Source organism: Streptomyces sp. NPDC050759 (genome assembly GCF_044456945.1).
Lineage (GTDB): Bacteria > Actinomycetota > Actinomycetes > Streptomycetales > Streptomycetaceae > Streptomyces.
The window spans coordinates 110,011-135,212 of the sequence record NZ_JBITGI010000004.1; the positions used below are offsets into that span (position 1 = coordinate 110,011).

22 protein-coding genes are annotated in these 25,202 nt (G+C 71.0%); 6 read left to right on the forward strand and 16 right to left on the reverse strand.

The window, feature by feature from the left end:
* The first annotated feature begins 4 nt into the window (after nt 1–4).
* Nucleotides 5–484: a MarR family winged helix-turn-helix transcriptional regulator gene (locus ACIBJB_RS14005; protein ID WP_398930053.1), complete on the forward strand. Its 480-nt coding sequence runs from the start codon at nt 5–7 to the stop codon at nt 482–484.
* Nucleotide 485: 1 nt separating this feature from the next.
* Here the strand turns inward: ACIBJB_RS14005 and ACIBJB_RS14010 are convergent, their stop codons facing one another.
* The gene (locus ACIBJB_RS14010) at nt 486–1,640 is read right to left on the reverse strand and encodes a CapA family protein (protein ID WP_398930055.1); all 1,155 of its coding nucleotides are present in this window, start codon (nt 1,638–1,640) and stop codon (nt 486–488) included.
* 243 nt (nt 1,641–1,883) lie between these two features.
* Here ACIBJB_RS14010 and ACIBJB_RS14015 point away from each other — a divergent pair, with 243 nt between their 5' ends.
* The 3 genes from ACIBJB_RS14015 to ACIBJB_RS14025 all read left to right on the forward strand — a co-directional run bounded on the left by ACIBJB_RS14015 (nt 1,884) and on the right by ACIBJB_RS14025 (nt 4,064).
* Nucleotides 1,884–2,429, forward strand: coding sequence for a sigma-70 family RNA polymerase sigma factor (locus tag ACIBJB_RS14015; protein ID WP_398930057.1), 546 nt, complete (start codon nt 1,884–1,886; stop codon nt 2,427–2,429).
* A gap of 314 nt (nt 2,430–2,743) precedes the next feature.
* Complete coding sequence (locus ACIBJB_RS14020) at nt 2,744–3,259, forward strand: hypothetical protein (protein ID WP_398930059.1); 516 nt, start codon at nt 2,744–2,746, stop codon at nt 3,257–3,259.
* A gap of 151 nt (nt 3,260–3,410) precedes the next feature.
* On the forward strand, nt 3,411–4,064 hold the full coding sequence (locus ACIBJB_RS14025) for a zf-HC2 domain-containing protein (protein ID WP_398930061.1): 654 nt from the start codon (nt 3,411–3,413) through the stop codon (nt 4,062–4,064).
* Between the two features lie 10 nt (nt 4,065–4,074).
* Here the strand turns inward: ACIBJB_RS14025 and ACIBJB_RS14030 are convergent, their stop codons facing one another.
* The 3 genes from ACIBJB_RS14030 to ACIBJB_RS14040 form a co-directional block, all read right to left on the reverse strand.
* The gene (locus ACIBJB_RS14030) at nt 4,075–4,938 is read right to left on the reverse strand and encodes an Fpg/Nei family DNA glycosylase (protein ID WP_398930063.1); all 864 of its coding nucleotides are present in this window, start codon (nt 4,936–4,938) and stop codon (nt 4,075–4,077) included.
* A 41-nt stretch (nt 4,939–4,979) separates the two neighbouring features.
* Entirely contained in the window at nt 4,980–7,067 is a 2,088-nt protein-coding gene (locus ACIBJB_RS14035) for a SpoIIE family protein phosphatase (protein WP_398930065.1), read from the reverse strand.
* A gap of 61 nt (nt 7,068–7,128) precedes the next feature.
* Entirely contained in the window at nt 7,129–8,259 is a 1,131-nt protein-coding gene (locus tag ACIBJB_RS14040) for a DUF6777 domain-containing protein (protein ID WP_398930067.1), read from the reverse strand.
* A 130-nt stretch (nt 8,260–8,389) separates the two neighbouring features.
* Here ACIBJB_RS14040 and ACIBJB_RS14045 point away from each other — a divergent pair, with 130 nt between their 5' ends.
* On the forward strand, nt 8,390–9,820 hold the full coding sequence (locus ACIBJB_RS14045) for a lipase maturation factor family protein (RefSeq protein ID WP_398930069.1): 1,431 nt from the start codon (nt 8,390–8,392) through the stop codon (nt 9,818–9,820).
* Here the strand turns inward: ACIBJB_RS14045 and ACIBJB_RS14050 are convergent.
* The 8 genes from ACIBJB_RS14050 to ACIBJB_RS14085 are packed head-to-tail and all read right to left on the reverse strand — an operon-like array spanning nt 9,808 to nt 17,653.
* A complete protein-coding gene (locus tag ACIBJB_RS14050; protein WP_398930071.1) occupies nt 9,808–10,644 on the reverse strand; it encodes an amidohydrolase family protein in 837 nt (278 codons plus the stop codon). The two genes, ACIBJB_RS14045 and ACIBJB_RS14050, sit on opposite strands and share 13 nt — an antisense overlap.
* A complete protein-coding gene (locus ACIBJB_RS14055) occupies nt 10,641–10,955 on the reverse strand; it encodes an L-rhamnose mutarotase (RefSeq protein WP_398930073.1) in 315 nt (104 codons plus the stop codon). The genes ACIBJB_RS14050 and ACIBJB_RS14055 overlap by 4 nt, the downstream gene beginning before the upstream one ends.
* Nucleotides 10,952–11,938 (reverse strand): aldo/keto reductase, encoded by a 987-nt coding sequence (locus tag ACIBJB_RS14060; RefSeq protein WP_398930074.1) that lies wholly within the window; start codon nt 11,936–11,938, stop codon nt 10,952–10,954. Before ACIBJB_RS14060 ends, ACIBJB_RS14055 begins: the two co-directional genes overlap by 4 nt.
* Nucleotides 11,935–12,690 (reverse strand): SDR family NAD(P)-dependent oxidoreductase, encoded by a 756-nt coding sequence (locus tag ACIBJB_RS14065; protein WP_398930076.1) that lies wholly within the window; start codon nt 12,688–12,690, stop codon nt 11,935–11,937. The genes ACIBJB_RS14060 and ACIBJB_RS14065 overlap by 4 nt, the downstream gene beginning before the upstream one ends.
* A complete protein-coding gene (locus tag ACIBJB_RS14070; protein ID WP_398930078.1) occupies nt 12,687–14,036 on the reverse strand; it encodes an L-fuconate dehydratase in 1,350 nt (449 codons plus the stop codon). The genes ACIBJB_RS14065 and ACIBJB_RS14070 overlap by 4 nt, the downstream gene beginning before the upstream one ends.
* A gap of 35 nt (nt 14,037–14,071) precedes the next feature.
* Complete coding sequence (locus tag ACIBJB_RS14075; RefSeq protein ID WP_057617970.1) at nt 14,072–15,097, reverse strand: ABC transporter permease; 1,026 nt, start codon at nt 15,095–15,097, stop codon at nt 14,072–14,074.
* Nucleotides 15,090–16,583, reverse strand: coding sequence for a sugar ABC transporter ATP-binding protein (locus tag ACIBJB_RS14080; RefSeq protein ID WP_398930081.1), 1,494 nt, complete (start codon nt 16,581–16,583; stop codon nt 15,090–15,092). Before ACIBJB_RS14080 ends, ACIBJB_RS14075 begins: the two co-directional genes overlap by 8 nt.
* A complete protein-coding gene (locus tag ACIBJB_RS14085; RefSeq protein WP_398930083.1) occupies nt 16,580–17,653 on the reverse strand; it encodes a sugar ABC transporter substrate-binding protein in 1,074 nt (357 codons plus the stop codon). Before ACIBJB_RS14085 ends, ACIBJB_RS14080 begins: the two co-directional genes overlap by 4 nt.
* 190 nt (nt 17,654–17,843) lie before the next feature.
* On the opposite strand from ACIBJB_RS14085, the gene ACIBJB_RS14090 reads away from it, so the two are divergent.
* Nucleotides 17,844–18,545, forward strand: coding sequence for a FadR/GntR family transcriptional regulator (locus ACIBJB_RS14090; RefSeq protein WP_398930085.1), 702 nt, complete (start codon nt 17,844–17,846; stop codon nt 18,543–18,545).
* A 58-nt stretch (nt 18,546–18,603) separates the two neighbouring features.
* Here the strand turns inward: ACIBJB_RS14090 and ACIBJB_RS14095 are convergent, their stop codons facing one another.
* From ACIBJB_RS14095 to ACIBJB_RS14110, 4 genes are read right to left on the reverse strand one after another with little or no spacing between them, the layout of a single operon-like run.
* Nucleotides 18,604–21,618, reverse strand: coding sequence for an alpha-mannosidase (locus ACIBJB_RS14095; RefSeq protein WP_398930087.1), 3,015 nt, complete (start codon nt 21,616–21,618; stop codon nt 18,604–18,606).
* Between the two features lie 24 nt (nt 21,619–21,642).
* Nucleotides 21,643–21,825, reverse strand: coding sequence for a hypothetical protein (locus ACIBJB_RS14100; protein WP_398931034.1), 183 nt, complete (start codon nt 21,823–21,825; stop codon nt 21,643–21,645).
* A 7-nt stretch (nt 21,826–21,832) separates the two neighbouring features.
* Nucleotides 21,833–23,365 (reverse strand): alpha-L-fucosidase, encoded by a 1,533-nt coding sequence (locus ACIBJB_RS14105; RefSeq protein WP_398930089.1) that lies wholly within the window; start codon nt 23,363–23,365, stop codon nt 21,833–21,835.
* Nucleotides 23,366–23,377: 12 nt separating this feature from the next.
* Entirely contained in the window at nt 23,378–25,198 is a 1,821-nt protein-coding gene (locus tag ACIBJB_RS14110; protein WP_398930091.1) for a family 20 glycosylhydrolase, read from the reverse strand.
* Between the last annotated feature and the right edge of the window lie 4 nt (nt 25,199–25,202).

Below are 25,202 nucleotides of genomic sequence, written 5' to 3' on the forward strand. Positions count from 1 at the left end.
GCGGGTGAACGACATCGACGCCCCCCTTCCCCCCGACGAACTCGGCCACCGCGTCTCCGAGGTGTTCGACCTGATCGGCGCGCTCTACCGACGCGGCCTGCGCAAGCTCGAACAGGGCCAGCAGATCGAGGGGGTCTCCGTCGGCGTGCGCTCCGTCCTGGTCCTGCTGCGCAGGTACGGCGCCATGACGGTGCCTCAGATGGCCCGGCTCATGACGCTGACCCGGCAGTTCGTGCAGCGCATGGTCAACGACGCGGTGGCCGCGGGCTGGGCGGAGGTCACACCGAACCCCGCGCACCAGCGGTCCTCGCTGATCCGGATCACGGCCGAGGGCGAGGCCGTCATCGACGCGATCCTCGCCCGTGAGCACGCCCTGAACCGGCAGGTCGGCGGCGATCTGACGGACGCCGAACTGCGGGCCTGCGCGCGCGTCCTGAAGGAGATGCTGCGGACCTTCGACCAGGAGGACACCGCCTCCGACTGAGCTACTCCCCCATCGTCAGCCCGTCCTTCGCCGCGCCCCGGCTCAGCACCACCTCCCGGATCCGGTCGCGGACGCCCTCGAGATCGGCGCCCCGTGCGATCGCCTGGTTGAGGTTCACCACCCGGCCGGCGTCCACGTCGAACATCTGCGGCAGGAACTCCGCCTTCGCGACCCGCCAGCGCTCACCCGGCCGGGCGGGCGGGACGAAGGTGAAGCGGCCGAGGGTGGACTGGTTGCCGCGCGGGTCCTGGGCGCCCTCGTTGTTGAACATCTCGCCGGCGATCTGGTCTCCCATGCCGTAGACGACCCAGGTGCCGTTGACCTTCTCGTACGCCTGTGGGACATGGGCGTGGGTGCCGAGGATCAGGTCGACGTCGGGACGCCCGCCGGTGCGGGCCGCGGTCAGATCGCGCGCCAGGGCCAGCTGCTGCTCATCGGGCTCGTCCTGCCATTCGGTGCCCCAGTGCAGCGATACGACGACCACGTCGGCGCCCGCCTTCCGGGCGGCCCGGGCATCCGCAAGGATCTTGTTCTCGTCCATCAGGTCGACCGCCCAGGGCTGTCCCTGGGGCAGCGGGAAACCGTTGGTGTCATAGGTGTAGGCGAGGTGGGCGACCTTCGCCGACCCGGCACGCAGGACGGTGACCGTGCGCGCCTCGGCCTCGGTGCGGGCCGATCCGGCGTGCCGTACGCCCGCGCGGTCCAGGGCGTCGAGGGTGCGGCGGATGCCGCCGGAGCCGTCGTCGAGGCTGTGGTTGGAGGCGGTGGAGCAGCCGTCGTAGCCGGTGACGGCGAGGCCCTGGGCCACCTCGGGCGGTGACTTGAAGGTCGGGTAGCCGGTGTAGTCGCCGTTCGCGCCGTAGACGGTCTCCATGTGACACAGCGCCAGGTCGGCGCGGGAGACGACGGATCGGATCCCGGCCAGCATCGGACGGAAGTCGTAGCCGCTCCCGCCCGCGTCGAAGCGGGCCCGGTCGATGATCGAACTGTGCGGCAGGACGTCACCGGAGGCGACGAGTGTGAAGTCGCGCGGTGCGGCGGCGGCCGGGACCGGGGCCGGGCGCCCGGGTGTCTCGTGGTCGTGCGCCTGACAGGCGGCGCCCCCGGCGAGAAGCGCCGTGAGGGCCAGGGCAACCTGCCGTCTGCGTGCAATCATCAGCTCACCCCACTGTGGTCATATTTGCTGACGAATAGGTATGAGCTTGCCCGCTTCCGCAAACGGCCTGGCCGCCTTCTTGACCCGTCCGGGGTGGGCGGGACGGGTAAGGGACGAGGACGGGACGGGGAAGGGACGCGGAAGGGACCGTTCATCGAACCGTTCGTCGACGCGATCGACCGTCCGCCGCAGATCCTTGTGCGTGCCCTGTCCCCCGGCCGCGTGCTGAGGTGCCATACGGCCATGACGGCCGGAACCACCCTCACGAACGGGACGACCGCCGAGCACGAGCTCGCCGCACTGCAGCGGGAGCACGGCCGGCCCCTCTTCGCGCTCCTGCTCCGGCTCAGTGACGGCGACCGGCAACGCGCCGAGGACCTGGTGCAGGAGACCCTCGTGCGCGCCTGGCAGCACCCCGAGGCGCTGCGCGCCGACGCCTTCGAGTCAGTACGGCCATGGCTGCTGACCGTGGGACGTCGGCTCGCGATCGACGCGCGACGGGCCCGGCAGGCACGCCCCGCCGAGGTCGGCGACGCGGTGCTGGAGAACGCCCGGGTGTGCGCCGATCACGCCGAACGGGCGGCCGCCGCCCTCGACGTACGCGAGGCTGTGAAGACACTCACTCCGGAGCACCGTGAAGTCCTGGTGCTGGTGTATTTCCAGGGGGCGAGTGTGGCGGAGGCCGCCGAAATGCTGGGGATTCCGCCCGGTACGGTGAAGTCCCGCGCGTACTACGCGCTGCGGGCCCTGCGCCGGGTGCTTCCGGGATACGCGGCCGACCTGCGGTGAAACCAATGGGAAAGTCAAACCTCCGTAAAGCGCCTTGCTGAGGACCCCGATTGAGTAATCGGCTGTCCTCATCCGTGTTCCGGATGGGGTCCTGGCGCAGGATTCGCACCGTCCGCCCGAAGGGCGGGCCGCGCGGCGTCTGGTGCGTGCGATCGCAAGGCGCCGGAGCGTCCTCGTGGCGGAGCCACGTGGGCGGTTCGGCAACGCGGCGAGCGCGCGTGCCAGACGCCGCGCGGCAGGTGGGAATCCTGCGCCAGGACCCCAAAGGTCCCGGCGACGGGCGACGCGCACGCACCGGAGGAAGGCAGGAAGGGATGCTGCACAGAGGTCAAGAGAGCACGGACGGCACCGGCGGGGGCGAACTCCTCGTCCCCATGGCCTGGTTGTACGCCGAGTACATCGCCGACGAGCTGCTGCGTTCCGGCGATCTGATGCCGCCGACGTCCTTCGAGTTCCGTGCCGGGCGGGACGCGCTGGCGCTGACCGTCTTCCTCGCCGACACCGAGGGAGAGCTCTCCGGCATCCAGGTCGTCTCCCAGCTGGAGAACTGGCTGTCCCTGACGGCGTACGACCAGCCGTGGCAGGACTGGGTGTGCGAGCGGATGGCCGCGCTGACCGCCGAGGCGGTGGCCACCGGCGAGCCCTCGCCGGACCTCGACCTCGCGGCGGCGGCCTGGCGCTGGCTGGAGGAGACGGAGCTGCTCGCGCCCGATCTGAACGCCGTGCCGGGCGGCGGGTCGGGCGTCGGTGAGGACGAGGGTCCGAAGGTGTGGACACCGGCGTGGCAGCTCGGTCTGCCCCTCGGTCACCTCGCCATCCACCTGTTCTAGATTCCTTTCGATTCGGACCAATCCGCGGGGCCGACCGCTCCGAATCCCTTGGTCACGATTCTGTGCATGCCTTGAGTGATTCGGCGGGCTGGTGCGTACCGGTGGGAGCAACCAGTAACCCCACCCACACTCAACGGCACGAGGTTTCCGCATGAGGTCCTTGGAGAGGCATCGCGACGTCGGCGCGTACGCGCTCGGCGTGCTGGATGAGGCGGAGGCCTTCCGCTTCGAGGATCACCTCATGGAGTGCCCCAAGTGCGCGGCACATGTGACCGAGTTCGGTCCGGTGACCCGTCAGATGATGCTCTACCGCCGGGCGACTCCGCGCGTCGTGCACCCGATGGCCCAGCCCGGCCCCCAGCTCCTGGGCCGCCTCCTCGGTGAGGTCGCGACGCGGCACCGGGCGCGCCGCAGGCGGCTGTTGTACGCCGTGGCCGCCTCGGTGGTCCTGGCGGTGGGCGGCTCCACCCTCGCGCTGACGGCGGGCGGCGACCCGGGCCGGACCACCAGCGTCGAGGCCACCGACGGCCGGTCCGGCGTGTGGGCCCAGGTCACCACCGAGGACGAGGACTGGGGCACCCAGGTGGAGCTCAAGGTCAAGGACGAGTCCGGCCCCCGCGCCTGCCACCTCGTCGCGATCAGCCGCGACGGCAAGGAAGAGACCGTCACCGGCTGGAACGCCACCGGGCACGCCACCGACGACAACACTATGATGGGCAGCTCCACCTTCCACGCCGACCAGATCGACCACTACGAGGTCAGGACGTCGGCCGGGGAGCATCTGGTGACGCTGGATCCCGGCTGAGCAGGTCGCATCACTTGAGCAGTCTCGACAGCCTCCGGTCCGCCAATGGCCTGCCGCCCGTCTGGCAGGTGGGGCAGTACTGGAGGGAGGAGTCGCTGAAGGAGACCTCCCGGATGGTGTCGCCGCAGACCGGGCAGGGCTGACCGGTGCGGCCGTGGACGCGGAGGCCGGACTTCTTCTCCGACTTCAGTCGGCCCGCCGCCACACCCCTTGAGCGTTCCACCGCTTCGGTGAGGGTCGCGCGCAGGGCCCGGTAGAGGGTGTCCGTCTCCTCGGGGGTCAAAGAGGCGGCCAGTTTGAACGGGGACATTCTCGCCGCGTGCAGGATCTCGTCGCTGTAGGCGTTGCCCACGCCGGCGATGAGCGTCTGGTCGCGCAGGGCGCCCTTCAGCTGCCGGCGTTCGCCGTTCAGCAGGGCCCGGAAACTCGCCCCGTCGAAGTCCTCGGCCAGCGGGTCCGGGCCCAGGCGGGCGATGCCGGGGACCTCGTGCGGATCGGCCACCACGTACACCGCCAGGCGCTTCTGGGTGCCCGCCTCCGTGAGGTCGAAGCCCGCGCCGGTCTCCAGGGCCACGCGCAGGGCGAGCGGGCCCTTGCCGGGGCGGGGCGGGCCGTCGGGGAGGCGGTCCTTCCAGTGCAGCCAGCCCGCGCGGGCCAGGTGGGTGACGAAGTGCGGGCCGCCGTCCGTCGCCAGGTCGAGGAACTTGCCGTGGCGGTGCACGGCGACCACCTCGCGGCCCTCGACGGCGGTGAGCGGAGGGTCGTACGTCTTCAGGACGCTGATGGCCACCGGCAGTACGCGCACGATCTCGTGGCCGACCAGGTTCTCGGTCAGGAAGTCCTTGAGCGCTTCGACCTCGGGGAGTTCCGGCATACGTCCAGAGTGCCACCGGGGGCCGCTGTGGTCAGGTCAAGTCAGGTCCGCTCCCGTACGACGAACTCGCACCACACGCACTTCCCGCCGCCCCGCGCCTCCACGCCCCAGACATCGCTCAGCAGGTCGACCAGGAGCAGGCCGCGGCCCGAGACCCCCGACTCGCCCGCCTCCCGGCGGCGCGGCAGGGCGCTGGAGGAGTCCTCGACCTCGACACGCATCCGCCGGTCGGAGCCGGTCAGGACCCGCAGGGTGACGATCGCGGCGCCCTCGGTGTGCATCAGGGCGTTGGTGATCAGCTCGTCGGCGACCAGTTCGATCTCGTCGGAGCGCTCCCGCGCGCCCCAGGCGCCGACCGCCGCCCGGATCATGTGCCGGGCCTGGGTGAGGGCCTCGGGGTCCCCGGGCGCCACGTGCTGCTGGAGGCGGCCGCCGGGCTGCTGGGCGTCCAGGCCGCGGCGGAGCAGCAGGAGCAGCGCCACGTCGTCGTCGCCGGCGCGTTCCTCGGCCACGTCGATGAGCCGGTCGGCCAACTGCCACACGTCGGTGGGGCCGTCCGCGATGAGGGTCGTGAGGGTCCGCATGCCGTCGTCGAGGTCGGCGCCGGGCTCTTCGACCAGCCCGTCCGTGCACAGCAGCAGGGTGCCCCCGGGGTCGAGTTCGAGGGTGGCGACGGGATAGTCGAGCCGGCCGAACTCGGCGGACAGCCCCAGCGGCAGTCCTCCTTCCACGGTCACCCGGCGGCAGCTGCCGTCGGCGTGCCGGACCAGCGGGTCGATGTGGCCCGCCCGGACCACCTGGACGACTCCGGTGGACAGGTCGGCCTCCGCGTACAGGCAGGTCGCGAAGCGGTCGGTGTCGAGCTCGTGGAGGAACACGGAGGCGCGGGCCATGACGGTGGCCGGAGGGTGTCCCTCGGCCGCGTAGGCCCTGAGGACGATCCGCAGCTGGCCCATGACGGCGGCGGCGTGCGTGTCATGGCCCTGGACGTCTCCGATGACGGCGCCGACGCGGCCGCCGGGCAGCGGGATCAGGTCGTACCAGTCGCCGCCGATGTCCCGGCCCAGCGAGCCTTCGGTGCCGGCGGCCCGGTAGCGGACGGCCACGTCGGCGCCGGGGACGCTCGGAATGGTGCGCGGCAGCATCGCCTGCTGGAGCCCGGTGGCGAGGTCCTTCTCCTGCTCGTACAGCATGGCCCGCTGGAGGCTCTGGGCGATGCTGCTGCCGAGGGCGATCAGGACGTTGCGGTCCTCGGGGGTGAAGCCGTACCGGTCGCTGTACAGCAGACCCATCGCACCGATCGGACGGGCCTCCGCGATCAGCGGGAGGTAGGCGGCGGAGGTGATGTTGAGGCCGGTGATGTGCGGCCACAGGATCGGGTAGCGGTCGGCGAACTCCTGCGGCGACTCGATGAAGCGCGGGGTGAGCGTGCGCACGGCCTCGCTCATCGGGTACGGCTCGTCGATCCGGGTGATGTCGGTGCCGGGCACGAAACTGCCCGCGGGGCCCTCGGCGATCAGCCGGATCCGGCCGGCCTCGACCAGGCCCATGACCAGGCTGGTGGCGCCGAGGTGGGTGAGGCCGTGGGTGTCCTTGAGGACGTCGATGACGTCCTGGACGGTCCGGGCGTGGGCCAGAGCGGCCGTGGTGAGCTGGACGACGTTGGTCTGCCGGCGCCTGGCCTCGTCCTGGGCAGCCTGCTCCCGGTGGTTCTCCAGCTCGCCCACTTCCTGGGTGGCGTCGCGGACGATGCCGATGATCCGGCGCGGGCGGCCCGTCCCGTCCCGTCGGATGTAGCCCTGGGTGTGGGTCCAGCGCAGCCTGCCGTCGCGGCAGCGCAGCCGGAAGTAGGCCCCGTAGTTCTCGCTGCCGTCCTTGATGGCCTGGGCGACCAGGGCGTCGAGCCGGTGCGCCTCGGCCCTCGGCACCCGGACGGCGAGGCTCCCAGGGTTTCCGTCGTACTCGTCGGGGCGCAGGTCGAAGACCTCGTGGGCCTGGGCGTCCATGTGGAACAGACCGCTGTCCAGGTCCCAGTCGAAGCTGCCCATACGGTTGAGCGCCAGGATCGGGTCCGGGTGGGCGGGCCAGTCGTCCGGGAGTGACAGGGCGCTCGCTCCCCGATCAACCATGGGGCCACCTTGCCAGGATTTGTCCGATTCTTCGACCGGGAGGCAGGTGCGCTCGGGGCCGTCAGACACCGAGGACGTGGGCGGGGCCGGCGAGGACGGTGTCCGTGCCGGCCGGCTCCGACGGATCGTCGGGGATCAGCCCGCCGCCGTCGGGGAGGTCGGGGGTGTCCGGGACGGTCTCGGGGCCGATCTCGTTGTCGGGGTCCACCGGGACGGTCGTACGGGTGCCGTCCGGCGGGATCGCGGGGACCCCGGGTCCGGTGGGCGGCGAGGTGGCTGGGGCCGTGGGGCAGTTCTCGACGCCGGGTGTGCCGGTGGGGGTGGCGCAGTCACTCTCGGCGCTCGGTGAGGGCTCCGGGAGCGCGGTCTCGTCCGGGCGCGGACCGAGGGGCGTCGCGGGAGCCGACGGTTCCGGCTGCGGCGCGGGGAGGACCTGGTCGTCCCGGCAGTCGTGGCCGATCAGCCGTTCGATCCAGGCGTGGTCGGCGAGATCGATGATCGTGATGTCGGTGACGGGCTGCTCGCTGGGGGCCACCACGACCACCCGGGCGGGCCGGTATCCGGGCCAGGACCGCCCGCCCACGACCGCGCCACCCCGCATCGCCACCGGCGGCGTCAAGGGGTTGCCGCAGGCGCAGCGGACGCGCGGGACGCCCCGGTCGTCGACGAGGACGGCGGTGCCCGCCTGGAGGACGGACGGGAAGCCGCTCGCCCGGCCGGCGCGATAGCCGTGGTCGGTGACGAGGGTGTCGGCCCGCAGCACGACCGGAGCGAGCCCGCGCAGGAAGTCCGGCACCGCGGCCGCAGGGACGCCCACGACCTGGGCGAACGCGCGCTCCCTTGACCGGTCCGCGGCCAGGGCGTCGATCTGCCGTGCCACGTCACAGCCGGCGACCCGCGCCGTGCCGCCGTAGAGACCGGGCATCGCGCCGGAGACGATCCGCGGGGCGGTCGGGGCCCGCTGGGGCGTTCGGGTGAGGGGCGAGGGTGCGGTCGCCGAAGTCGCCGAGGTCACCGTGGAGCGGGTGAAGGGGCTCGGGCCCTGAGCCGCCGCCGGTTGAAGAAGCACTTCGCCGTTCGCCTCGGTGTTGTTCTCGTCGCCGTCTCCGCCGTCTCCTCCGCATCCGGCGACGAGGAGTGCCGCCGCGAGCGCGCAGGCCGTGACGAGGGCTTTGGCGGCTGTCCGCACCACGTTCTCCCGTCCATACCGGGCATTTCTTCACTATTGTCTGCTTCGCTCGCTTGGGTTACGCAAGCGGAGAGAAGGTACACGGAGAGTCACGCAGGGTTCGGCGGGACAATGGAGGCAGGAGAACACGGCCGTGGACTGGTTCACCGCACCCGACTACTGGCTGAGCCGGCTGGTCTTCCAGCGGGCTCTGGCCGGGCTGTACTTCGTCGCGTTCCTGGCGGCGGCCCTGCAGTTCCGGGCGCTGCTCGGGGAGCGCGGGATGCTGCCGATCCCGCGTTTCGTCGCCCGCGTGCACTTCCGGAGGGCGCCGAGTCTCTTCCACCTCCACTACTCGGACCGGTTCTTCGCTCTCTGCGCGGGGACGGGCTGCGCGGTGGCGGTCGCGCTGGCGGCGGGCCTCGACTCCCGACTGCCACTGTGGGGCGGGATGCTGCTGTGGCTGGTGCCGTGGCTGCTGTATCTGTCGATCGTCAACGTGGGCCAGACCTGGTACGGCTTCGGCTGGGAGTCCCTGCTGCTGGAGGTCGGCTTCCTCGCGGTGTTCCTCGGCAACGACGACGTGGCCCCGCCGGTCCTGGTGCTGTTCCTCCTGCGCTGGATCCTGTTCCGGGTCGAGTTCGGCGCGGGGCTCATCAAGATGCGCGGCGACGCCTGCTGGCGCAAACTCACCTGCCTCGACCACCACCACGAGACACAGCCGATGCCGGGGCCGCTGAGCTGGTTCTTCCACCATCTGCCCCGGCCGCTGCACCGGGTGGAGGTGGCCGCGAACCACGTCACCCAGCTCGCGGTTCCCTTCCTCCTGTTCACCCCGCAGCCGATCGCCACGGCGGCCGCGTCCCTGATGATCGCGACCCAGCTGTGGCTGGTGCTCTCGGGCAACTTCGCCTGGCTGAACTGGATCACGATCGTGCTGGCGGTGCCGGCGCTGGACCTCGGGGGCGAGGCACCCGACCTGCCCGCCACCCCGCTCTGGTACGAGGTGACGGTCCTCGCCGTCGCCGCGCTCCTCCTCGCCCTGAGCTACCACCCCGTCCGCAACATGATCTCCCGGAGCCAGATCATGAACCGCTCCTTCGACCCGCTCCATCTGGTCAACACCTACGGCGCGTTCGGCAGCGTCAGCCGCATCCGCCACGAGGTGGTGGTCGAGGGCACGGCGGACGACGTACCGCGCCGGGACTCCGACTGGAAGGAGTACGAGTTCAAGGGCAAGCCCGGAGATCCACGGCGCTGGCCGCGCCAGTTCGCGCCCTACCATCTGCGCCTGGACTGGATGATGTGGTTCGCCGCGCTGTCCCCGGCGTACGCCCAGGCGTGGTTCGGCACCATGGTCGAACGGCTCCTCGAGAACGACCCCGCCACGCTGAGGCTGTTGCGCCGCTCACCGTTCCCGCCGGACGAGCCGCCCCGCCATGTCCGTGCCCGCCTCTTCCGGTACCGGTACACGACGTGGCGGGAGCTGCGGGATACGGGGGCGTGCTGGGAGCGGACGTATGTGCGGGAGTTTCTGCCGCCCACACGGCTGGCGCAGCCGGCTGGGCAGGGTCACAGGCCGTAGGTGCGGGTGGCCGTCCCTCCGAAGACGTCGTCGCGTTCCGGTGTGCCGAGGCCGGCGGTGAGTTCCCGCGCCGCGGACACCACCTCGCCGTAGGTCGCCGCGAGCGAGCACACCGGCCAGTCCGAGCCGAACATCAGGCGGTCCGGGCCGAAGGCGTCCAGGACGGTGTCGGCGTACGGGCGCAGGTCGTCGATCGTCCAGGAGTCGGGGTCCGCCTCGGTGACCATGCCGGAGAGTTTGCAGACGGTGTTGGGCAGGGCGGCGAGGGCGCGGACGTCGGCCGCCCAGGGTTCCAGGGCGCCGGAGGCGATGGGCGGCTTGCCCAAGTGGTCGAGGACGAAGGTGAGGTGGGGCAGCGACGCGGCCGCCTCGGCGCAGGCGGGCAGTTGGTAGGGAAGGACGACCAGGTCGTAGACCAGGCCCGCTGCGGCCACCGCGGTCAGGCCTCGGCGTACGTCCGGCCGCACCAGCCACTCCGGATCCGGCTCGCCCTGGACCTGGTGGCGGATGCCCTTGAGGTGGGCGCCGCCGGGGAGTTCGCGCAGACGTGCCAACTCGTCGGCAACATCGGGGCGGATCAGGTCGGTCCAGCCGACGACACCCGCGATCATGTCGTGCCCGGCCGCGAGGGCCAGGAACTCCGGAGTCTCCTCGGGCACGGTGACCGTCTGGACGAGGACCGTGCGTTCGACGCCTGCCGCGCGGGCCTCGGGGGCGAGGTCCTCGATCGTGAAGTTCCGTCGCAGCGGGCTGTCCGAGGCGATCCAGTCCTGGTCCCGCACCGACAGGTCCCACACATGGTGGTGCGCGTCCACCACCGTCACGGCAGCTCCCACACGACGGGCAGGCCGGCGTCGGCGCCCTCGTCGGAGTAGTCGTGCGCCACGTCGAGGAGTTCGGCCATACGGGCCTGCCAGGCGATGTTGACCGGCAGTTTCTCCAGTTCGGCGATCATCGCCGGGTAGTCCTCGACCTCCAGGACGTGGAAGAGATCGGTGCCGCTGCGCCAGATCGTCCACTCGCTCACGCCCGCGGCACGGATGGCGGCCGTCAGCTCCTCCGGGACCTCGCGGTGCGCGGCCTCGTACTCCTCGACGCGGTCCGCGCGGACCGTGGTGTGCAGGGCGACTCTCATGAGGGCTCCTCGGCGGGGACGGGGGCATCGGGCGGCAGGAGGCCTTCCCCGCGCAGCTCCTGCCAGAACGACGGGGGCACCCGTGCCGCGTACTGCTCCGCGCAGTCGTTCACCTGCGCCGCGCTGCGGGCGCCGACGAGGACACTCGCCACCGCCGCAGGGGCGGCGCAGAAGGCCAGGGCGGCGGCCCGTAGGCGGGTGCCGTGGCGTTCGGCGACGGTGTTCAGGTGCAGAGCCCGCCGCAGGATGTCGGGGGGCGCCTCGGCGTAGTCGTACCTCGTGTTCGACTGGAGGTCGGCCAGCAGGCCCGAGTTGAAGGCGCCGCCGATGACGACGGACGTGCCGTGTTCCCGCGCGGCCGGCAGGAGTTCGGAGAGGGCACTCTGGTCCAGGAGCGTGTACCGGCCCGCGCACAGCACCACGTCGACGTCGGTGTCGCGGACGAAGCGGGTGAGCATCTCCGCCTGGTTCATGCCCGCGCCGATCGCACCGACCACGCCCTGTGAGCGGAGCTTCTCCAGCGCTGGGTAGCCCTCGTGGAAGGCCTGTTCGGCGTGGTCGTCGGGGTCGTGGAGGTAGACGACGTCGACACGGTCGAGGCCGAGCCTGTCCAGGCTGGCGTCCAGGCTGCGGCGTACGCCGTCGGCACTGAAGTCCCAGACGCGGCGGTGTGTGGCGGGCACCGCGAAGCCGTGTCCGAGATCGTCGCCGCCGTCGTCGGTGGGCTCCAGGAGGCGGCCCACCTTGGTGGAGATGGTGTACGCCGAGCGCGGACGCTCGCGCAGGGCGCTGCCGAGGCGACGTTCGGACAGGCCGAGACCGTAGTGCGGCGCGGTGTCGAAGTACCGCATGCCCGCGGCCCAGGCGGCGTCGACGGCCGCCCGTGCCTGTTCCTCGCTCATCGCGGCGTAGAGGTTGCCGATGGCGGCGGCGCCGAAGGACAGTTCGCTGACCTCGACGCCGCTGCGGCCCAGCCGGTTCACTGGCCCGCCGGGCGCAGCCGCAGGCCCTGCATGCCGCCGTCGACGGCGAGAGAGGTACCGGTGGTGGCGCCGGAGAGCGGGCTCGCCAGGTAGGCGATGGCGCCCGCGACCTCGTCCGCCGAGACGAGCCGGCCGGTGGGCTGGCGGGCTTCCAGAGCGGCACGTTCGGCAGCCGGATCGGGGGCCTTGGCGAGCAGCCGCCCGATCCACGGGGTGTCCGCCGTGCCGGGGTTGACGCAGTTCACGCGGATGCCCTCGCGGACGTGGTCGGCGGCCATGGCGAGGGTCAGGGAGTACACCGCCCCCTTGGTCGCGCTGTACAGCGCCCGTTGCGGGAGGCCCGCGGTGGCCGCGATGGAGGAGGTGTTCACGATCGCCGCGTGCGCGGACGCGCGCAGGTGGGGCAGGGCGGCGCGGGCGACCCTGACCATGCCGACGACGTTGACGTCGAGGACACGGTGCCATTCGTCGTCGTCGTTGTCCGCCACGGTGCCCTGGGCGCCGATGCCCGCGTTGTTGACCACGACGTCGAGTCCGCCGAGGTCGGCCACGGCGGCGGCCACGGCCTCGCGGACGGAGGCGTCGTCGGTGACGTCGGCGCGGAAGGCGAGCAGCGGCTTCTCGACCGAGGAGGGGTCCAGGTCGAGGACGGCGACCTGGGCGCCGCGTGCGACGAGGAGTTCCGCGGTGGCCCGGCCGATGCCGGAGGCGCCGCCGGTCACCAGGGCCTTGAGACCGTCGAAGTCACTCATGCCGCCTGCCCCTTCTTCTGCGTGTCGTCGGCGAGGTCTTCTGCCCAGAAGCCTCCGCCGGGGAACGTGTACCGCGCGATGGACTCGGGGCGCATGGCGGCCGAGAAGCCCGGCGCGACGGGTGCCGTGTAGTGGCCTTCCCGGATCACCACGGGATCGAGGAAGTGGTCGTGCAGATGGTCGACGTACTCGATGACCCGGTCCTCGGTGGTGCCGGTGACGGCCACGTAGTCGAACATCGACAGGTGCTGGACGAGTTCGCACAGGCCGACCCCGCCCGCGTGCGGGCAGACCGGCACGCCGAACTTGGCGGCGAGGAGCAGGATGGCGAGGTTCTCGTTGACGCCGCCGACGCGGGCCGCGTCGATCTGGACGACGTCGAGGGCGCCGGCCTGGAGGAGTTGCTTGAAGACGACCCGGTTCTGGACGTGCTCGCCGGTGGCGACCTTGACCGGGGCGACGGCCTTGCGGATCGTCGCGTGGCCGAGGATGTCGTCGGGGCTGGTGGGCTCCTCGATCCAGTACGGGTCGAACTCGGCGAGGGCCCTGGTCCAGCGGATCGCCTCGTCGACGTCCCAGCGCTGGTTGGCGTCGATCGCCATGCGGATGTCGGCGCCGACGACCTGGCGGGCGACACGGCAGCGCCGTACGTCGTCCTCCAGATCCGCGCCGACCTTGAGCTTGATCTGCCGGAAGCCGTCGGCGACGGCCTCGGCGGCGAGCCGGGTGAGTTTCTCGTCGTCGTAGCCGAGCCAGCCGGCGGAGGTGGTGTAGGCGGGGTAGCCGCGCTCCAGAAGCCTCTCGGTGCGCTCCTGCGAACCCTCCCGCCCCCGCCGCAGGATCTCCAGCGCCTCCTCCGGGGTGAGCGCGTCCGTGAGGTAGCGGAAGTCGATCTGGCCGACCAGCCACTCGGGCTCGCCCTCGGCCAGCAGCCGCCACAGCGGCTTGTCCGCGCGTTTGGCGGCCAGGTCCCACACGGCGTTGACGACCGCGCCGATCGCCATGTGCATCACGCCCTTCTCGGGTCCGAGCCAGCGCAACTGGCTGTCGCCGATCAGGTCGCGGTTCAACGTCCCCGGGTCCGCGCACAGCTCGTCGACGGACCGTCCGACCACATGCCCGCGCAGCGCCTCGATCGCGGCGACCTGGACCTCGTTGCCCCGCCCGATGGTGAAGGTGAATCCGTGCCCCTCGTGCCCGTCGGCCGCGTCCGTGCGCAGCACGACGTAGGCCGCCGAGTAGTCGGGGTCCGGGTTCATCGCGTCGGAGCCGTCGAGCTCGCGCGAGGTGGGGAAGCGGATGTCGTAGGTGTCTACCGCGGTGACGCGGGCGGGGGACGAGGACACGGAAGGCCTTTCGGTAGATGACGGGCGGATGGGGCTCAGTCCTGGGCGCGCCCCGTCGTCACACGGGCGATCATGAGGGCGACCAGGATGATTCCGCCGTAGATGGCCTGGATCCAGAAGGACGGCACCTGGGCGAGTGTCAGCAGGTTCTGTACGACACCCAACAGGAGTACGCCGGTCAGGGCGCCGAACATGGTGCCCTTGCCGCCGTCGAGGCTGATGCCGCCGATCACCGCCGCCGCGAACACCGTGAAGATCATGTTCTGGCCCTGGTTGGCGCTGATCGCGCCGACGTAGCCGGTCTGCATGATGCCGCCGACGGAGGCGAGGACGCCGGCCACGACGAACACGCCGAGCATCACCCGCTCGACGCGGATGCCGGCGGCGCGGGCCGCGTCGGCGTTGCCGCCGATGGCGTACAGGGATCGGCCGATCCGGTGGTACTTCAGGACGAAGCCGGTGACGGCGAAGGCGACCGCGGCGAGCCACACGGACATGGGGACGTTCAGGAAGGTCGTGGTGGCCAGGGAGTAGAAGCTGTCCGGCATGCCGAAGAGGGTCTTGCCCTTGGTGGCGCCGACGAGCAGTCCGCGCAGGACGATCAGCATCGCGAGCGTCACGATGAACGCGTTGAGCTTGAACTTCACGACCAGGATGCCGTTGAAGGCGCCGACCGCCGCGCCGACGACGAGGACCGCGAGCAGGGCGAGGACGGCCGGGAACTCGGTGCCCCAGCCGGACTGGGCCGCGGGCAGGACGAGGAGGGCTCCCACGGCGGGCGCGATGCCGACGACCGACTCCAGGGAGAGGTCGAACTTGCCGGTGATCAGGACGAGGGACTCGGCGAGCACCACCATGGCGAGGGCGGCCGAGGCGCCGAGGATCGAGATCAGGTTGCGCTCGGTGAGGAACGAGTCGTTGACGAACGCGCCGAGCACCATGAGCAGCAACAGGGCGGGGACGAGGGCGAGTTCGCGGGCGCGGCGCAGCAGGACCGTCCGGGCTGCCCGCGCCTCGGGCACCCGCACGTGCTTCACCGGCGGAGCCTGGGTGTCAGCCATGGTGGTCCACTCCTTCGATGGAGGCGATCAGCTCGTGGTCGCGCCAGCCGGCCGGGTGCTCGGCGACCACGCGGCCGTGGAAGAGGACGAGGACCCGGTCGCAGCGGCGCAGGTCGTCGAGTTCGTCGGAGACGACGAGGACCGCGGTGCCGTCCTCGCGGGCGGTGTCCACGCGGGAGAGCAGGGATTCCTTGGACTTCACGTCGACGCCCGCGGTGGGGTTGATGAGGACCAGCAAACGGGGGTCGGAGGCGAGGGCGCGGGCCATGACGACCTTCTGCGCGTTGCCGCCGGAGAGGTCGGAGACGGGCTGGTCGGGGCCCTCGGTGTGGATGTCGAGCCGGTCGATCAGCTCGGTGGCGAAGCCGCGCTTGCGGTCGGTGCCGACGAAGCCGTAGCGGCCGAGCCGGTCCAGGACACTGAGCGTGGCGTTGTCACCGATGGTCATGCCGAAGACCAGGCCCTGCGCGTGCCGGTCACGCGGTACGAAGCCGACGCCCGCTTTCAAGGAGGCCTGTACGTCGCCGAACGGCAGCGGCCTGCCGTCGAGCCGGGCCGTTCCGCTCGTCGGGGTGTGCAGTCCCGTGAACGACTCGGCCAGCTCGATCTTGCCGCTGCCGCTGATGCCGGCGAGTCCGACGACCTCACCGCGGCGCACGGTGAGGTCGACGTTCTCGTAGGCGTCGGAGGTGAGGTCGCGGACGTCGAGGAGGACCGGGGCGGTGTCCTCGACCTGCCTGACCTGTACGGCCTGTTCGGCGATGGTCTCGCCCGCCATGGCCTCGATCAGGGCGGCCCGGGGCATGTCCGCGACCGGGGCGGTGGTGATCCAGCGGGCGTCCCTGAGGACCGTCACCGTCTGGCACACCTCGTACACCTCCTGGAGGTGGTGCGAGATGAACAGGAAGGTGACGCCGGAGTCCTGCAGTGCCCGCATCCGGCCGAAGAGCCGCTCGATCTCCCGCTTGTCGAGCTGTGCGGTCGGTTCGTCGAGGACGATGAAGCGGGCGCCGAAGCTCAACGCCCTGGCGATCTCCACCATTTGGCGGTCCTCGACCTTGAGGTCGGCGGTGCGCGCCTCCGGGTCGACGCGCACGTCCCAGGTGTCGAGGAGCTCGGCGGCCTCCTTCTGCAGACTGCGCCAGCTGATGAACCCGCGCCGCAGCGGCTGCCGGTTGATGAAGAGGTTCTCGGCGACCGTCAACTCGGGTACGACGGTGGGCTTCTGGTAGACGCAGGCGACCTTGCTCCGCCAGGCGTCCCGGTCGGCGAGGGGTGGCGCGGGCTCGCCGTCGAAGCGGACGGTGCCCTCGTCGGGGGCCTGGAGGCCGGTGAGGATCGTGACGAGGGTGGACTTGCCCGCGCCGTTGCGGCCGACGAGGGCGTGGGACTCGCCGGGCAGGACGGTCAGGCGGCCGTCCGCGAGGGCGGTCGTGGGGCCGTACCGTTTGACGACCCCCTGGGCTTCAACGAGTGGGGTGCTCATTTGACCGTGTTGCCCCACAGCTTGGGGTCGTCGACGTTGTCCTTGGTGACCAGGGGCGCGGGCAGCTGGTCCTCCAGGATGCCGCTGGGCAGCTTGACGATCGTGGAGTCGTGGTCGGTCGGGCCGGGCTTGAAGGTCTTCCCCTGCATCGCCGCCTTGATGTAGTACATGCCGTACTTGGCGTACAGGTCGGCGGGCTGGGAGACGGTGGCGTCGATCTCGCCCTTGCGGATGGCGTCGAACTCCTGCGGGATGCCGTCGTTGGAGACGATGGTGATGTGGCCCGCCTGCCCGGCCTTCTTCAGCAAACCCTTGGACTTGAGGGTCTGCAGGGTCGGCGCGAGGTAGACGCCGCCGGCCTGCATGTAGATGCCCTTGATGTCGGGGTTGGCGTTCAGGAGGGTGCCCAGCTGCGAGGCGGCCGCGTCGGACTCCCACTTGGCGGGGATCTCCAGCACCTTCAGCTTGGGGAAGTTCTTCTTCACGCAGGCCCGGAAGGCCTCGGAGCGGTCGCGGCCGTTGACGGAGGCCAGGTCGCCCATGATCTGCACGACCTTGCCGGAGGGGATCTGCTCCCCGAGGTACTGGCAGGCCTTCTCGCCGTACGAGACGTTGTTCGCCCGTACGACCATGGCGACCTTGCCCTTGTCGGGGGCCACGTCGACCGCGACGACCGGGACGCCCTTGCGTTCGGCCTGGTCGAGGCCGGCCTCGATGGCGGCGCTGTCGAGCGGGGCGACGACCAGTCCCTTCACGCCCTGGTTGAGCTCGTTGTTGATGTCGGTGATCTGCTGGGAGGGGTCGCTGTTGGAGTTGACCGTCTTCAGCGTGTCCACCCCCTCGGACTTGGCCATCTTGGGCACGTAGTCGTTGTACGACTGCCAGAACGGCGAGGTCAGCAGCGGCAGGATCACGCCGACCTTGCCGGACCCGTCGCCTCCCTCGGCGCCGGAGCTGCCGGTGTCCTTGGTGCTGCCGCACGCGGCGAGCACGAGCGAGGCGCTCGCTGCCGCGGCCACCGCGCCGATGATGCGAAACCTGTTCCGCTTCCCCACTGTTCTGCCGGGCATCTGGAGGCTCCTCGTTGAGCGTGTCGAGCGTGATCGAGCATGAGCGTGTTCGAGCAGATGACCGCATACTTATCAGACCACTCGCCCCTTGCAATAGCCTTCGGCGGCAGATTTTCCCGTCTTTCGGCCATAGTGGTCCGACCACCTTGCCGGTTAGACTGCGGCGCACCCAGTGATGTGGAGGAATGGCGTGGACGAGACAGCCCCGCAGAAGGGCACCGTGACGCAGCGCGCCATCGAGCAGATCAAGGCGATGATCGGCGAGGGCCGGCTGGAGCCCGGCCAGCGGCTGCCGACCGAGCGTGATCTGGCCGTCCAGCTGGGCCTCTCCCGCAGTTCGATGCGGGAGGCGATCCGGGCGCTGACGGTGATGGGCGTGCTGGAGGCCCGGCACGGCTCGGGCATCTACGTGACCCAGCTGGAGGCGGGTGACCTGCTGGAGACCTTCGGCGTGGTCGCCGACCTGTCCCGGGGCCCGCGTCTGGTGGAGCTGCTCGAGGTGCGCCGCGTCCTCGAGTCGACGGCGACCGCGCTGGCCGCCGCCCGCATCACGCCCGACCAGCTGGCCGAGGTCGAGAAACACCTCGCGGCGATGAACGCCACCGACGACCCCGAGGAGATCCTCGCCCACGACCTGGCGTTCCACCGCGAGATCGCGGTGGCGGCCGGCAACGACACGATGGCGGCGATCCTGGAGGGCCTGTCGTCGCGCACCTTCCGGGCGCGGGTGTGGCGCGGCTACCAGGAGGAGGGCGCGTTCGAACGCACGCGGCGCGAGCATGCCGCGATCCACCGGGCCCTGATAGCCCACGACCCGGAGGCGGCCCGGGCGGCGGCGGCCGCGCATGTGGGCGAGGTGGAGGAGTGGCTGCGGACGCAGCTCGGGGGGTGAGAGGTGCGGCGAGGATCGGTTCACGAGGTGAAGGGGGCGGGTCTCCCCGCCCCCTTGCTCAGGCCCTGCTGAACCGCAGCGTGACCAGCTCGAACGGCCGCAGCCGCAAGGACACCTCGTTCCCCTCACACCGCAGCGAGGGCGCATCCGCCGACGGGCGCTCCAGCAGGTCCGTCGCCGTGACCCCGGCGACCTCGAACCCCGCCGTGAGGGTGGCCCGGGCCCGCCCGCCGTGGGCCTCGTGGAGGCGGACCACCACGTCCCCGCTTCCGTCGTCGGCGAGTTTGACCGCGGTGATCACCACCGCCTCCTGGTCGACGCTCACCAAGGGAGCGACCTCCTGGGAACCCCGCACGATCCGCTCCGGCAGATTGATCCGCCACCCCTCCCGTACCGCGTCCCCGATGCCCGCCCCCGGCACCAGCGCGTGCCGGAACCGGTGGACGCCCTGGTCGGTCTCGGGGTCGGGGAATCGCGGGGCCCGGAGCAGCGACACCCGGACCGTGGTGGTCGTGCCGTGGTCGCCGTCGGCCCGGACCGTACGGGTCACGTCGTGCCCGTACGTCGAGTCGTTGACGATCGCCACGCCCCAGCCCGGTTCCTCCAGGTGCACGAAGCGGTGGTTGCAGGCCTCGAACTTGGCCGCCTCCCATGAGGTGTTGGTGTGCGTGGGCCGGTGGAAATGCCCGAACTGCGTCTCCGACGCGTACCGTTCGGCGTGCACGTCGAGCGGGAAGGCGAGCTTCAGGAACTTCTCCGTCTCGTGCCAGTCCACCTCCGTGTCCACGAGAAGCCGCCGCTCACCCGGCGCGAGGGACAGCACCTGGGTGACGCGGGAGCCGCCGAAGGTCCGCACGATCCGCACACCGTGCCCCTCGGGGGCGAGCTCGTCCACCTCGGTGAGATCCGTGACCGTGTTGCGGTAGAACTCGTCCACGTCCCACGCGTCCCACTTGTTCGGGAAGTCCGGGTGGAGTTGGAGGAGGTTGCCGGCCCGGCCCGGTGCGATCGTCTCGCGGTCGGCCTCGATGTCGTACACGGAGACGGCCAGGCCCCGCCCGTCGACCTCGACCCGCAGGATGCCGTTGTCCAGCACGTGCCCGCCGCCGGGCCGCTCGGTCACCGTCGTCCGTCCCTCGACGACCGCGGTTCCGGCGCCACCCGCGGCGATTCCGTTACGGCCATGGGGTGCCGGGTTGAAGAGCAGTTCCCGGCTCCCCTCCCCCGCCAGAGCGCACTGGGCCACGTCGATGATGCCGTTCAGCTCGTCCGCGAGCCGCTCGTACGTGCGCCGCGCCTCCCGGTGCACCCAGGCGATCGACGACCCGGGCAGGATGTCGTGGAACTGGTGGAGCAGGACCGTCTTCCAGATGCGGTCCAACTCCTCGTAGGGGTAAGGCGATCCGGTCCGTACGGCCGCCGTCGCCGCCCACAGCTCGGCCTCGCGCAGGAGGTGTTCGCTGCGGCGGTTGCCCTGCTTGGTCCTGGCCTGGCTGGTGAGGGTCGCGCGGTGGAGTTCGAGGTAGAGCTCGCCGACCCAGACGGGCGGTTCGGGGTATTCGGCCTCTGCCTTGGTGAAGAACTCCTTCGGGGTCTCCCAGGCCACGGTAGCCGAGCCTTCGAGGTCGCGGAGGCGGGCCGCCTTGGCGACCATCTCGCGGGTCGTACCGCCGCCTCCGTCGCCCCAGCCGGTGGGGGCGAGGGAGTGCCGGGCGACCCCCTTGTCCTTGAAGTTCCGTGCCGCGTGGGCGATTTCGCTGCCCTTCATGGAGCAGTTGTAGGTGTCGACGGGCGGGAAGTGCGTGAAGATCCGGGTGCCGTCGATGCCCTCCCACTGGAAGGTGTGGTGGGGGAACTTGTTCGTCTGCGACCACGAGATCTTCTGGGTGAGCAGCCACTTGGAGCCCGCCGCCTTGATGATCTGCGGGAGTCCGGCGGCGAAGCCGAACGTGTCGGGCAGCCATGCCTCCTGGTTCTCGACCCCGAACTCGTCGAGGAAGAACCGCTTGCCGTGCACGAACTGACGGGCCATCGCCTCCGAGCCCGGCATGTTGGTGTCCGACTCCACCCACATTCCGCCGGCCGGCACGAACCGCCCGTCCGCCACCGCCTTCTTCACCCGCGCCCACACCTCGGGCCGGTGGTCGCGGACCCAGGCCCACTGCTGGGCCTGGGACATGGCGAACACGAACTCCGGCTCGTCGTCGAGCAGGGCGGTCATGTTGGAGGTCGTCCGGGCGACCTTGCGCACGGTCTCGCGCAGCGGCCACAGCCACGCCGAGTCGATGTGGGCGTGTCCCACGGCGCTGATGCGGTGGGCGGAAGGAACGGCGGGCGCCTCGAAGGCGCTGTCCAGCCGCGAACGGGCCTGCGCCGCCGTGCCGCCCACGTCCTGGAGGTCCAGCGCGTCCAGCGCCTTCTCCACCGCCCGCAGGATCTCCCAGCGCCGCGCCGACTCCACCGGCAGCTCGGCCATCAGCTCCCCGAGCACCTCCAGGTCGATCACCAGCTGCCACACCGTCTCGTCGAGGACGGCGAGGTCCATGCGGGCCAGCCGGTACTGCGGCTCGGCCCCGGCGGTCTCCTTGTCGCCCAACCATGTGGGCAGGAAGGGGTGGTAGTCGAGGATGACGGGGTTGGAGGCGGCCTCGATGTGCAGGCGCACCTCCTCGCCGCCCTCGACGGGTGCGCCGATCCGCACCCACTGGTTGCGCGGGTTGAGGCCCTTCACCGGGGTGCCGTCGGGCCGGTAGACCAGGCCCTCGCACTGGAAGCCGGGCATGTGCTCGTCGAAGCCGAGGTCGAGGAGGGCCTCGACGGTCTTCCCGGCCCACGCCTCGGGGACGGTCCCGGTGACGCGGAACCAGCTGGTGCCCCAGGGAGCACCCCAGCGGGCGCCCACGGCGATGGGCTCCGGCTCGGCCGCCAGGCCCTCGGCGACGGGCACCGGCTCGTCGGGCGCGTGCCACACCGCTACGTCCAGCGGCACGGACTCGGGGTACACGGCGGGGCGGAGTCGCTCGTCGAGGACGCGCCTGAGGCGGGCTTCGACCAGGCTGCGGTCGTCATGCATGCGGGGTGCTCCAAGGGTCCGGTGTTACCAGGGGTGGGTCACGGTCACGGGGTCCGACGACGTGTACAGCTCCCCCACGGCACGCAGCTCCAACCGCGCCTGTCGCTCGCCCTGTTCGGCCTTGAGGCCGCCGACGAAGTAGGCCCGCCGGCAGGTGCCGGTCCTTGTGGGGAATGGCCACCAGGTCGCCGACGTCCTGGCGGCCACCCGCTTCTCAGACCTCGGACCGGTACAGCCCGAACTCCGCTACCCGTACGGCACTTCGGGCCCGTGTCACCCGCACCCGCCACCTCCGGGCCCGGACCGGAGACGGCAGCAGCAGGATGCGGCTCGCGCCGATGGTTCCGGCACCCGTGACCTCCGTCCAGGTGCCGTCGCGGAACGCCTCGACGACGAAGCTCTCCACCTGCTGGCCGTGCCGGATGTCCTCGGCGAGGCGGATGCGGTCCACCTCGTGCTCCGTGCCGAGGTCGACGGTGACGCGGCCCGGTGCCGACGTGGTGCGAGCGCGCGCGGCCAGGTCCTGCGGCAGCTCCCGTTCGATCCGTTCCCTGAACTCCCGCAGCCGTACGACGTCCGTGCCGTGCAGCAGGCCCTCCGTGTCCGGTGGGACGTTGAGCAGCAGCACCGCGTTGCGCCCCACCGACCCGAAGAAGATCTCCGTCAGGTAGTCCACGGACTTGGGCTGTTGGTCGGCGTGGTAGAACCAGCCGTCGCGGATGGAGACGTCGCACTCGGCGGGCCACCACTGGAGATAGTCCGTCGCGGGCTGCGCCTTCACCAGTGCGGCGCGGCTGCCCTCGTCGGGGGTGTCGTAGGACAGGGCCCAGTCGGTGCGGCCGTACTGGTTCTCCTTGACCGGGATGACGCTCCACTCGTCCTCGCGCGCGATGCCGCTCTCGTTGCCGACCCAGCGCAGGTCGGGACCGGTGACGGCGATCGCCGCGTCCGGGGCGAGGGCCCGCACCAGGGTGTACCAGCTGTCCCAGTCGTAGCTCTCCACCTTCTCGGGCGGGATGTGCCCCTGCGCGCCGTCGAACCACACCTCGTCGACGGGGCCGTACTCGGTGAGCACCTCGTACAGCGTGTTGAGCATGTGGGCGCCGTAGTCGGTGGCGTCCAGGGTGTAGGAGCGGTCCGGTGTGCGGTCGTCGCCCGGCACGAGGGTCGGGATCGTGCGCGGCGTGCGGGCGCTGCCGTTGGCGTACACGCCGTGCAGGTACTGGTTCTCGTCGGCGGGTGAGATGTAGACGCCTACCTTGAGGCCGTGGCGGCGCATGGAGTCGGCGAAGGAGCGCAGCACATCGCCCTGACCGTCGCGCCAACTACTCGATGCCACCGAGTGGTCGGTGTAGCGGGAGGGGTAGAGGACGAAGCCGTCGTGGTGCTTGACGGTGAGGATGGCGAGCCGGAAGCCGCCGTCCTTCAGGGCCGCCGCCCACTGGTCGGTGTCGAGGCCGGTCGGCTGGAAGACATCCGGGTCCTCGTCGCCGGTGCCCCACTCCAGGCCGGTGAAGGTGTTCACGCCGAAGTGCAGGAAAGCGGTTTGCTCCAGGCTCTGCCAGGCGATCTGCCGCGCGGTGGGCCTGACCTGGGACGCCTTGCGGACGAGGTCGGCCTCGGTGTCGTCCGGGGAGACGGGGATGCGGTAGGAGCGGTCGTCGGAGGCCGCGACGGCCATCGTGGGGATGCCGGTCACGGCGAGTGCGGTGGCCGCGGTGACGAAGAGGCGTCTGGAGACGGTCATGGGGGGGGCTCCTCAGCTCAAGTGCCAGACGGCGGGGGTGCGTTGATCGGCCGGGTACTGCACGATCCGGCCGTCGTCCGTGACGGTGAGCGCCATCTGGGTGATCGCGTTGACGAGCCGGTATCCGCCCGTCACTGGCTCCAGCTCCCAGCGCTGCAAGGTGCTGGTCGCGTCACAGGTGTCCCAGGTCGCCTCGACGCCGGGCTGCAGCGGCACGTTGAGCGTGAGCTTGCCGCCGCTGATGGCGAGGCAGCCGGCCGGAGACCGCAGGGTCACATAGCCGTCCGCCGTGCGCTGCACGGAGGCCGTGAACGACCGCCCGAAGGTGTACGTGCCGTCCGCCACCGGCACCCGGGTCAGGTCCCGCCAACCCGGCGCGTGCCCCACCGCCGCACCGCGCGCCACGAACTCCGCGTACGTGGCGTCGGGATGCGGATCCCCCCAGGTGGCCTGGGCGACATGCCGCAGCGCGGGCCAGAGCCGGACGGCGACCTCGTTCTCGGTCTCGCCGCGTCCGTTGTCCGGCCACAGGCTGATCTTCGCGCCGGTGACGCCCCGGGAGGAGGTGAGCTTCTCGCCCTCGAAGCTGCGCGGGTCCCAGCTCTGGTCGTAGAGCGACTCGGTGTCGCTGTGGAAGCCGCCGCGGATGAGGTAGAGCGAATAGGAGGCGTTCATCACGGAGTAGCCCTGTGCGATGAGTTGACTGGGTGTGACCGCCACGTTCAGCCAGTGCTCGACCGTGGTGTCGGTCTTCACGGGCACGGTGTTGGCTCCTGTGAGTCCGTCGTTCCAGATCCGCAGCTTCACGCCCTTGCTCGCCGCGTAGTCGTGGACGCGGTTGACGAAGTCGACGAAGGCGTCCTGCGGGGTGGCGCCCGAACCGTACTTCTCCTGGGCGTACTTGAGGATCTGCGGGTACTTCGCGAAGTCGGAGCCGAGCATGTACTCGTCGGCTCCCATGTGCCAGGACTTCGCCGTGAAGACCTGGGCGTACTCGTCCATCAGGCTCGTGTAGTAGTCGAAGGCCGGCTGTTGGGTGATGTCGAGCCGGGAGGGCTGCTTGGTGCCGTCGGAGTCGGTCAGCTGGAGGTCCGGGCGGTTCTCGATCCACGGGTCGATGTGTCCCGGGGAGTTGATCTCGGGGATGATCTCGACGTGGTACTTGTCGCCGAGCGCGACGAGCTGCCGTATCTCGTCCTTGGTGTAGTAGCCCCACGTGTTGGCCTCGGGGTGGGCGTCGCTCTTGACCTTCAGCTCCACGAGCAGCTGGTTGAGCTTGTTGTAGGCCATCTCGCGGACGAGGTTCTCCAGCCAGGGCAGCGAGACGTGGATGTAGCAGGCGCACACGCCGACGCCCCGCTCCTTGTAGCGCGGCACGTCGATGGTGCGCCCGGCGGGGATCCGGTCGCCCTGCGCGAGGAGCTGGAGGAGGGTCCGGGTGCCGTAGAAGGCGCCGGTCTCGGTGGCTCCGGTGATCGACAGGCCTGTGCCGGCGTGGAGTTCGTAGCCCTCGGCGCCGAGGGAGCTTCGGGACGGCTCGACGTCGACAACGATGTCACCGGGCCGGGCTCCGCCGCGTACCATGGGCACCGAGCCGTGGCCCGCCGCCCGCAGATCGCCGGCGAGCGTGTCGGCCACCCGGCGTTCGGCCGGGTCGTCGGCGACGAGCCGGGCCCCGGGCCGGTAGACGTAGGCGCCCGGCTCCGGAGTCCACCGGGTCAGGGCGGGCACCGTGACCGGCGGGCCCTGGTCCGAGCGCGCGAGCGCCGGGGCGGGCGCCAGGAGCAGCGTCAGCAGCGCCACGACGGCGGCGAATCTCAGCCGTTTCCTCATGAGC

Coding starts and splice junctions, on each gene's coding strand:
- ACIBJB_RS14020 (WP_398930059.1), top strand. CDS start 2,744: ATGCTGCACAGAGGTCAAGAGAGCACGGACGGCACCGGCGGGGGCGAA.
- ACIBJB_RS14075 (WP_057617970.1), bottom strand. CDS start 15,097: ATGGCTGACACCCAGGCTCCGCCGGTGAAGCACGTGCGGGTGCCCGAG.
- ACIBJB_RS14080 (WP_398930081.1), bottom strand. CDS start 16,583: ATGAGCACCCCACTCGTTGAAGCCCAGGGGGTCGTCAAACGGTACGGC.
- ACIBJB_RS14085 (WP_398930083.1), bottom strand. CDS start 17,653: ATGCCCGGCAGAACAGTGGGGAAGCGGAACAGGTTTCGCATCATCGGC.
- ACIBJB_RS14025 (WP_398930061.1), top strand. CDS start 3,411: ATGAGGTCCTTGGAGAGGCATCGCGACGTCGGCGCGTACGCGCTCGGC.
- ACIBJB_RS14030 (WP_398930063.1), bottom strand. CDS start 4,938: ATGCCGGAACTCCCCGAGGTCGAAGCGCTCAAGGACTTCCTGACCGAG.
- ACIBJB_RS14105 (WP_398930089.1), bottom strand. CDS start 23,365: ATGACCGTCTCCAGACGCCTCTTCGTCACCGCGGCCACCGCACTCGCC.
- ACIBJB_RS14065 (WP_398930076.1), bottom strand. CDS start 12,690: ATGAGTGACTTCGACGGTCTCAAGGCCCTGGTGACCGGCGGCGCCTCC.
- ACIBJB_RS14095 (WP_398930087.1), bottom strand. CDS start 21,618: ATGCATGACGACCGCAGCCTGGTCGAAGCCCGCCTCAGGCGCGTCCTC.
- ACIBJB_RS14015 (WP_398930057.1), top strand. CDS start 1,884: ATGACGGCCGGAACCACCCTCACGAACGGGACGACCGCCGAGCACGAG.
- ACIBJB_RS14035 (WP_398930065.1), bottom strand. CDS start 7,067: ATGGTTGATCGGGGAGCGAGCGCCCTGTCACTCCCGGACGACTGGCCC.
- ACIBJB_RS14055 (WP_398930073.1), bottom strand. CDS start 10,955: ATGAGAGTCGCCCTGCACACCACGGTCCGCGCGGACCGCGTCGAGGAG.
- ACIBJB_RS14010 (WP_398930055.1), bottom strand. CDS start 1,640: ATGATTGCACGCAGACGGCAGGTTGCCCTGGCCCTCACGGCGCTTCTC.
- ACIBJB_RS14110 (WP_398930091.1), bottom strand. CDS start 25,198: ATGAGGAAACGGCTGAGATTCGCCGCCGTCGTGGCGCTGCTGACGCTG.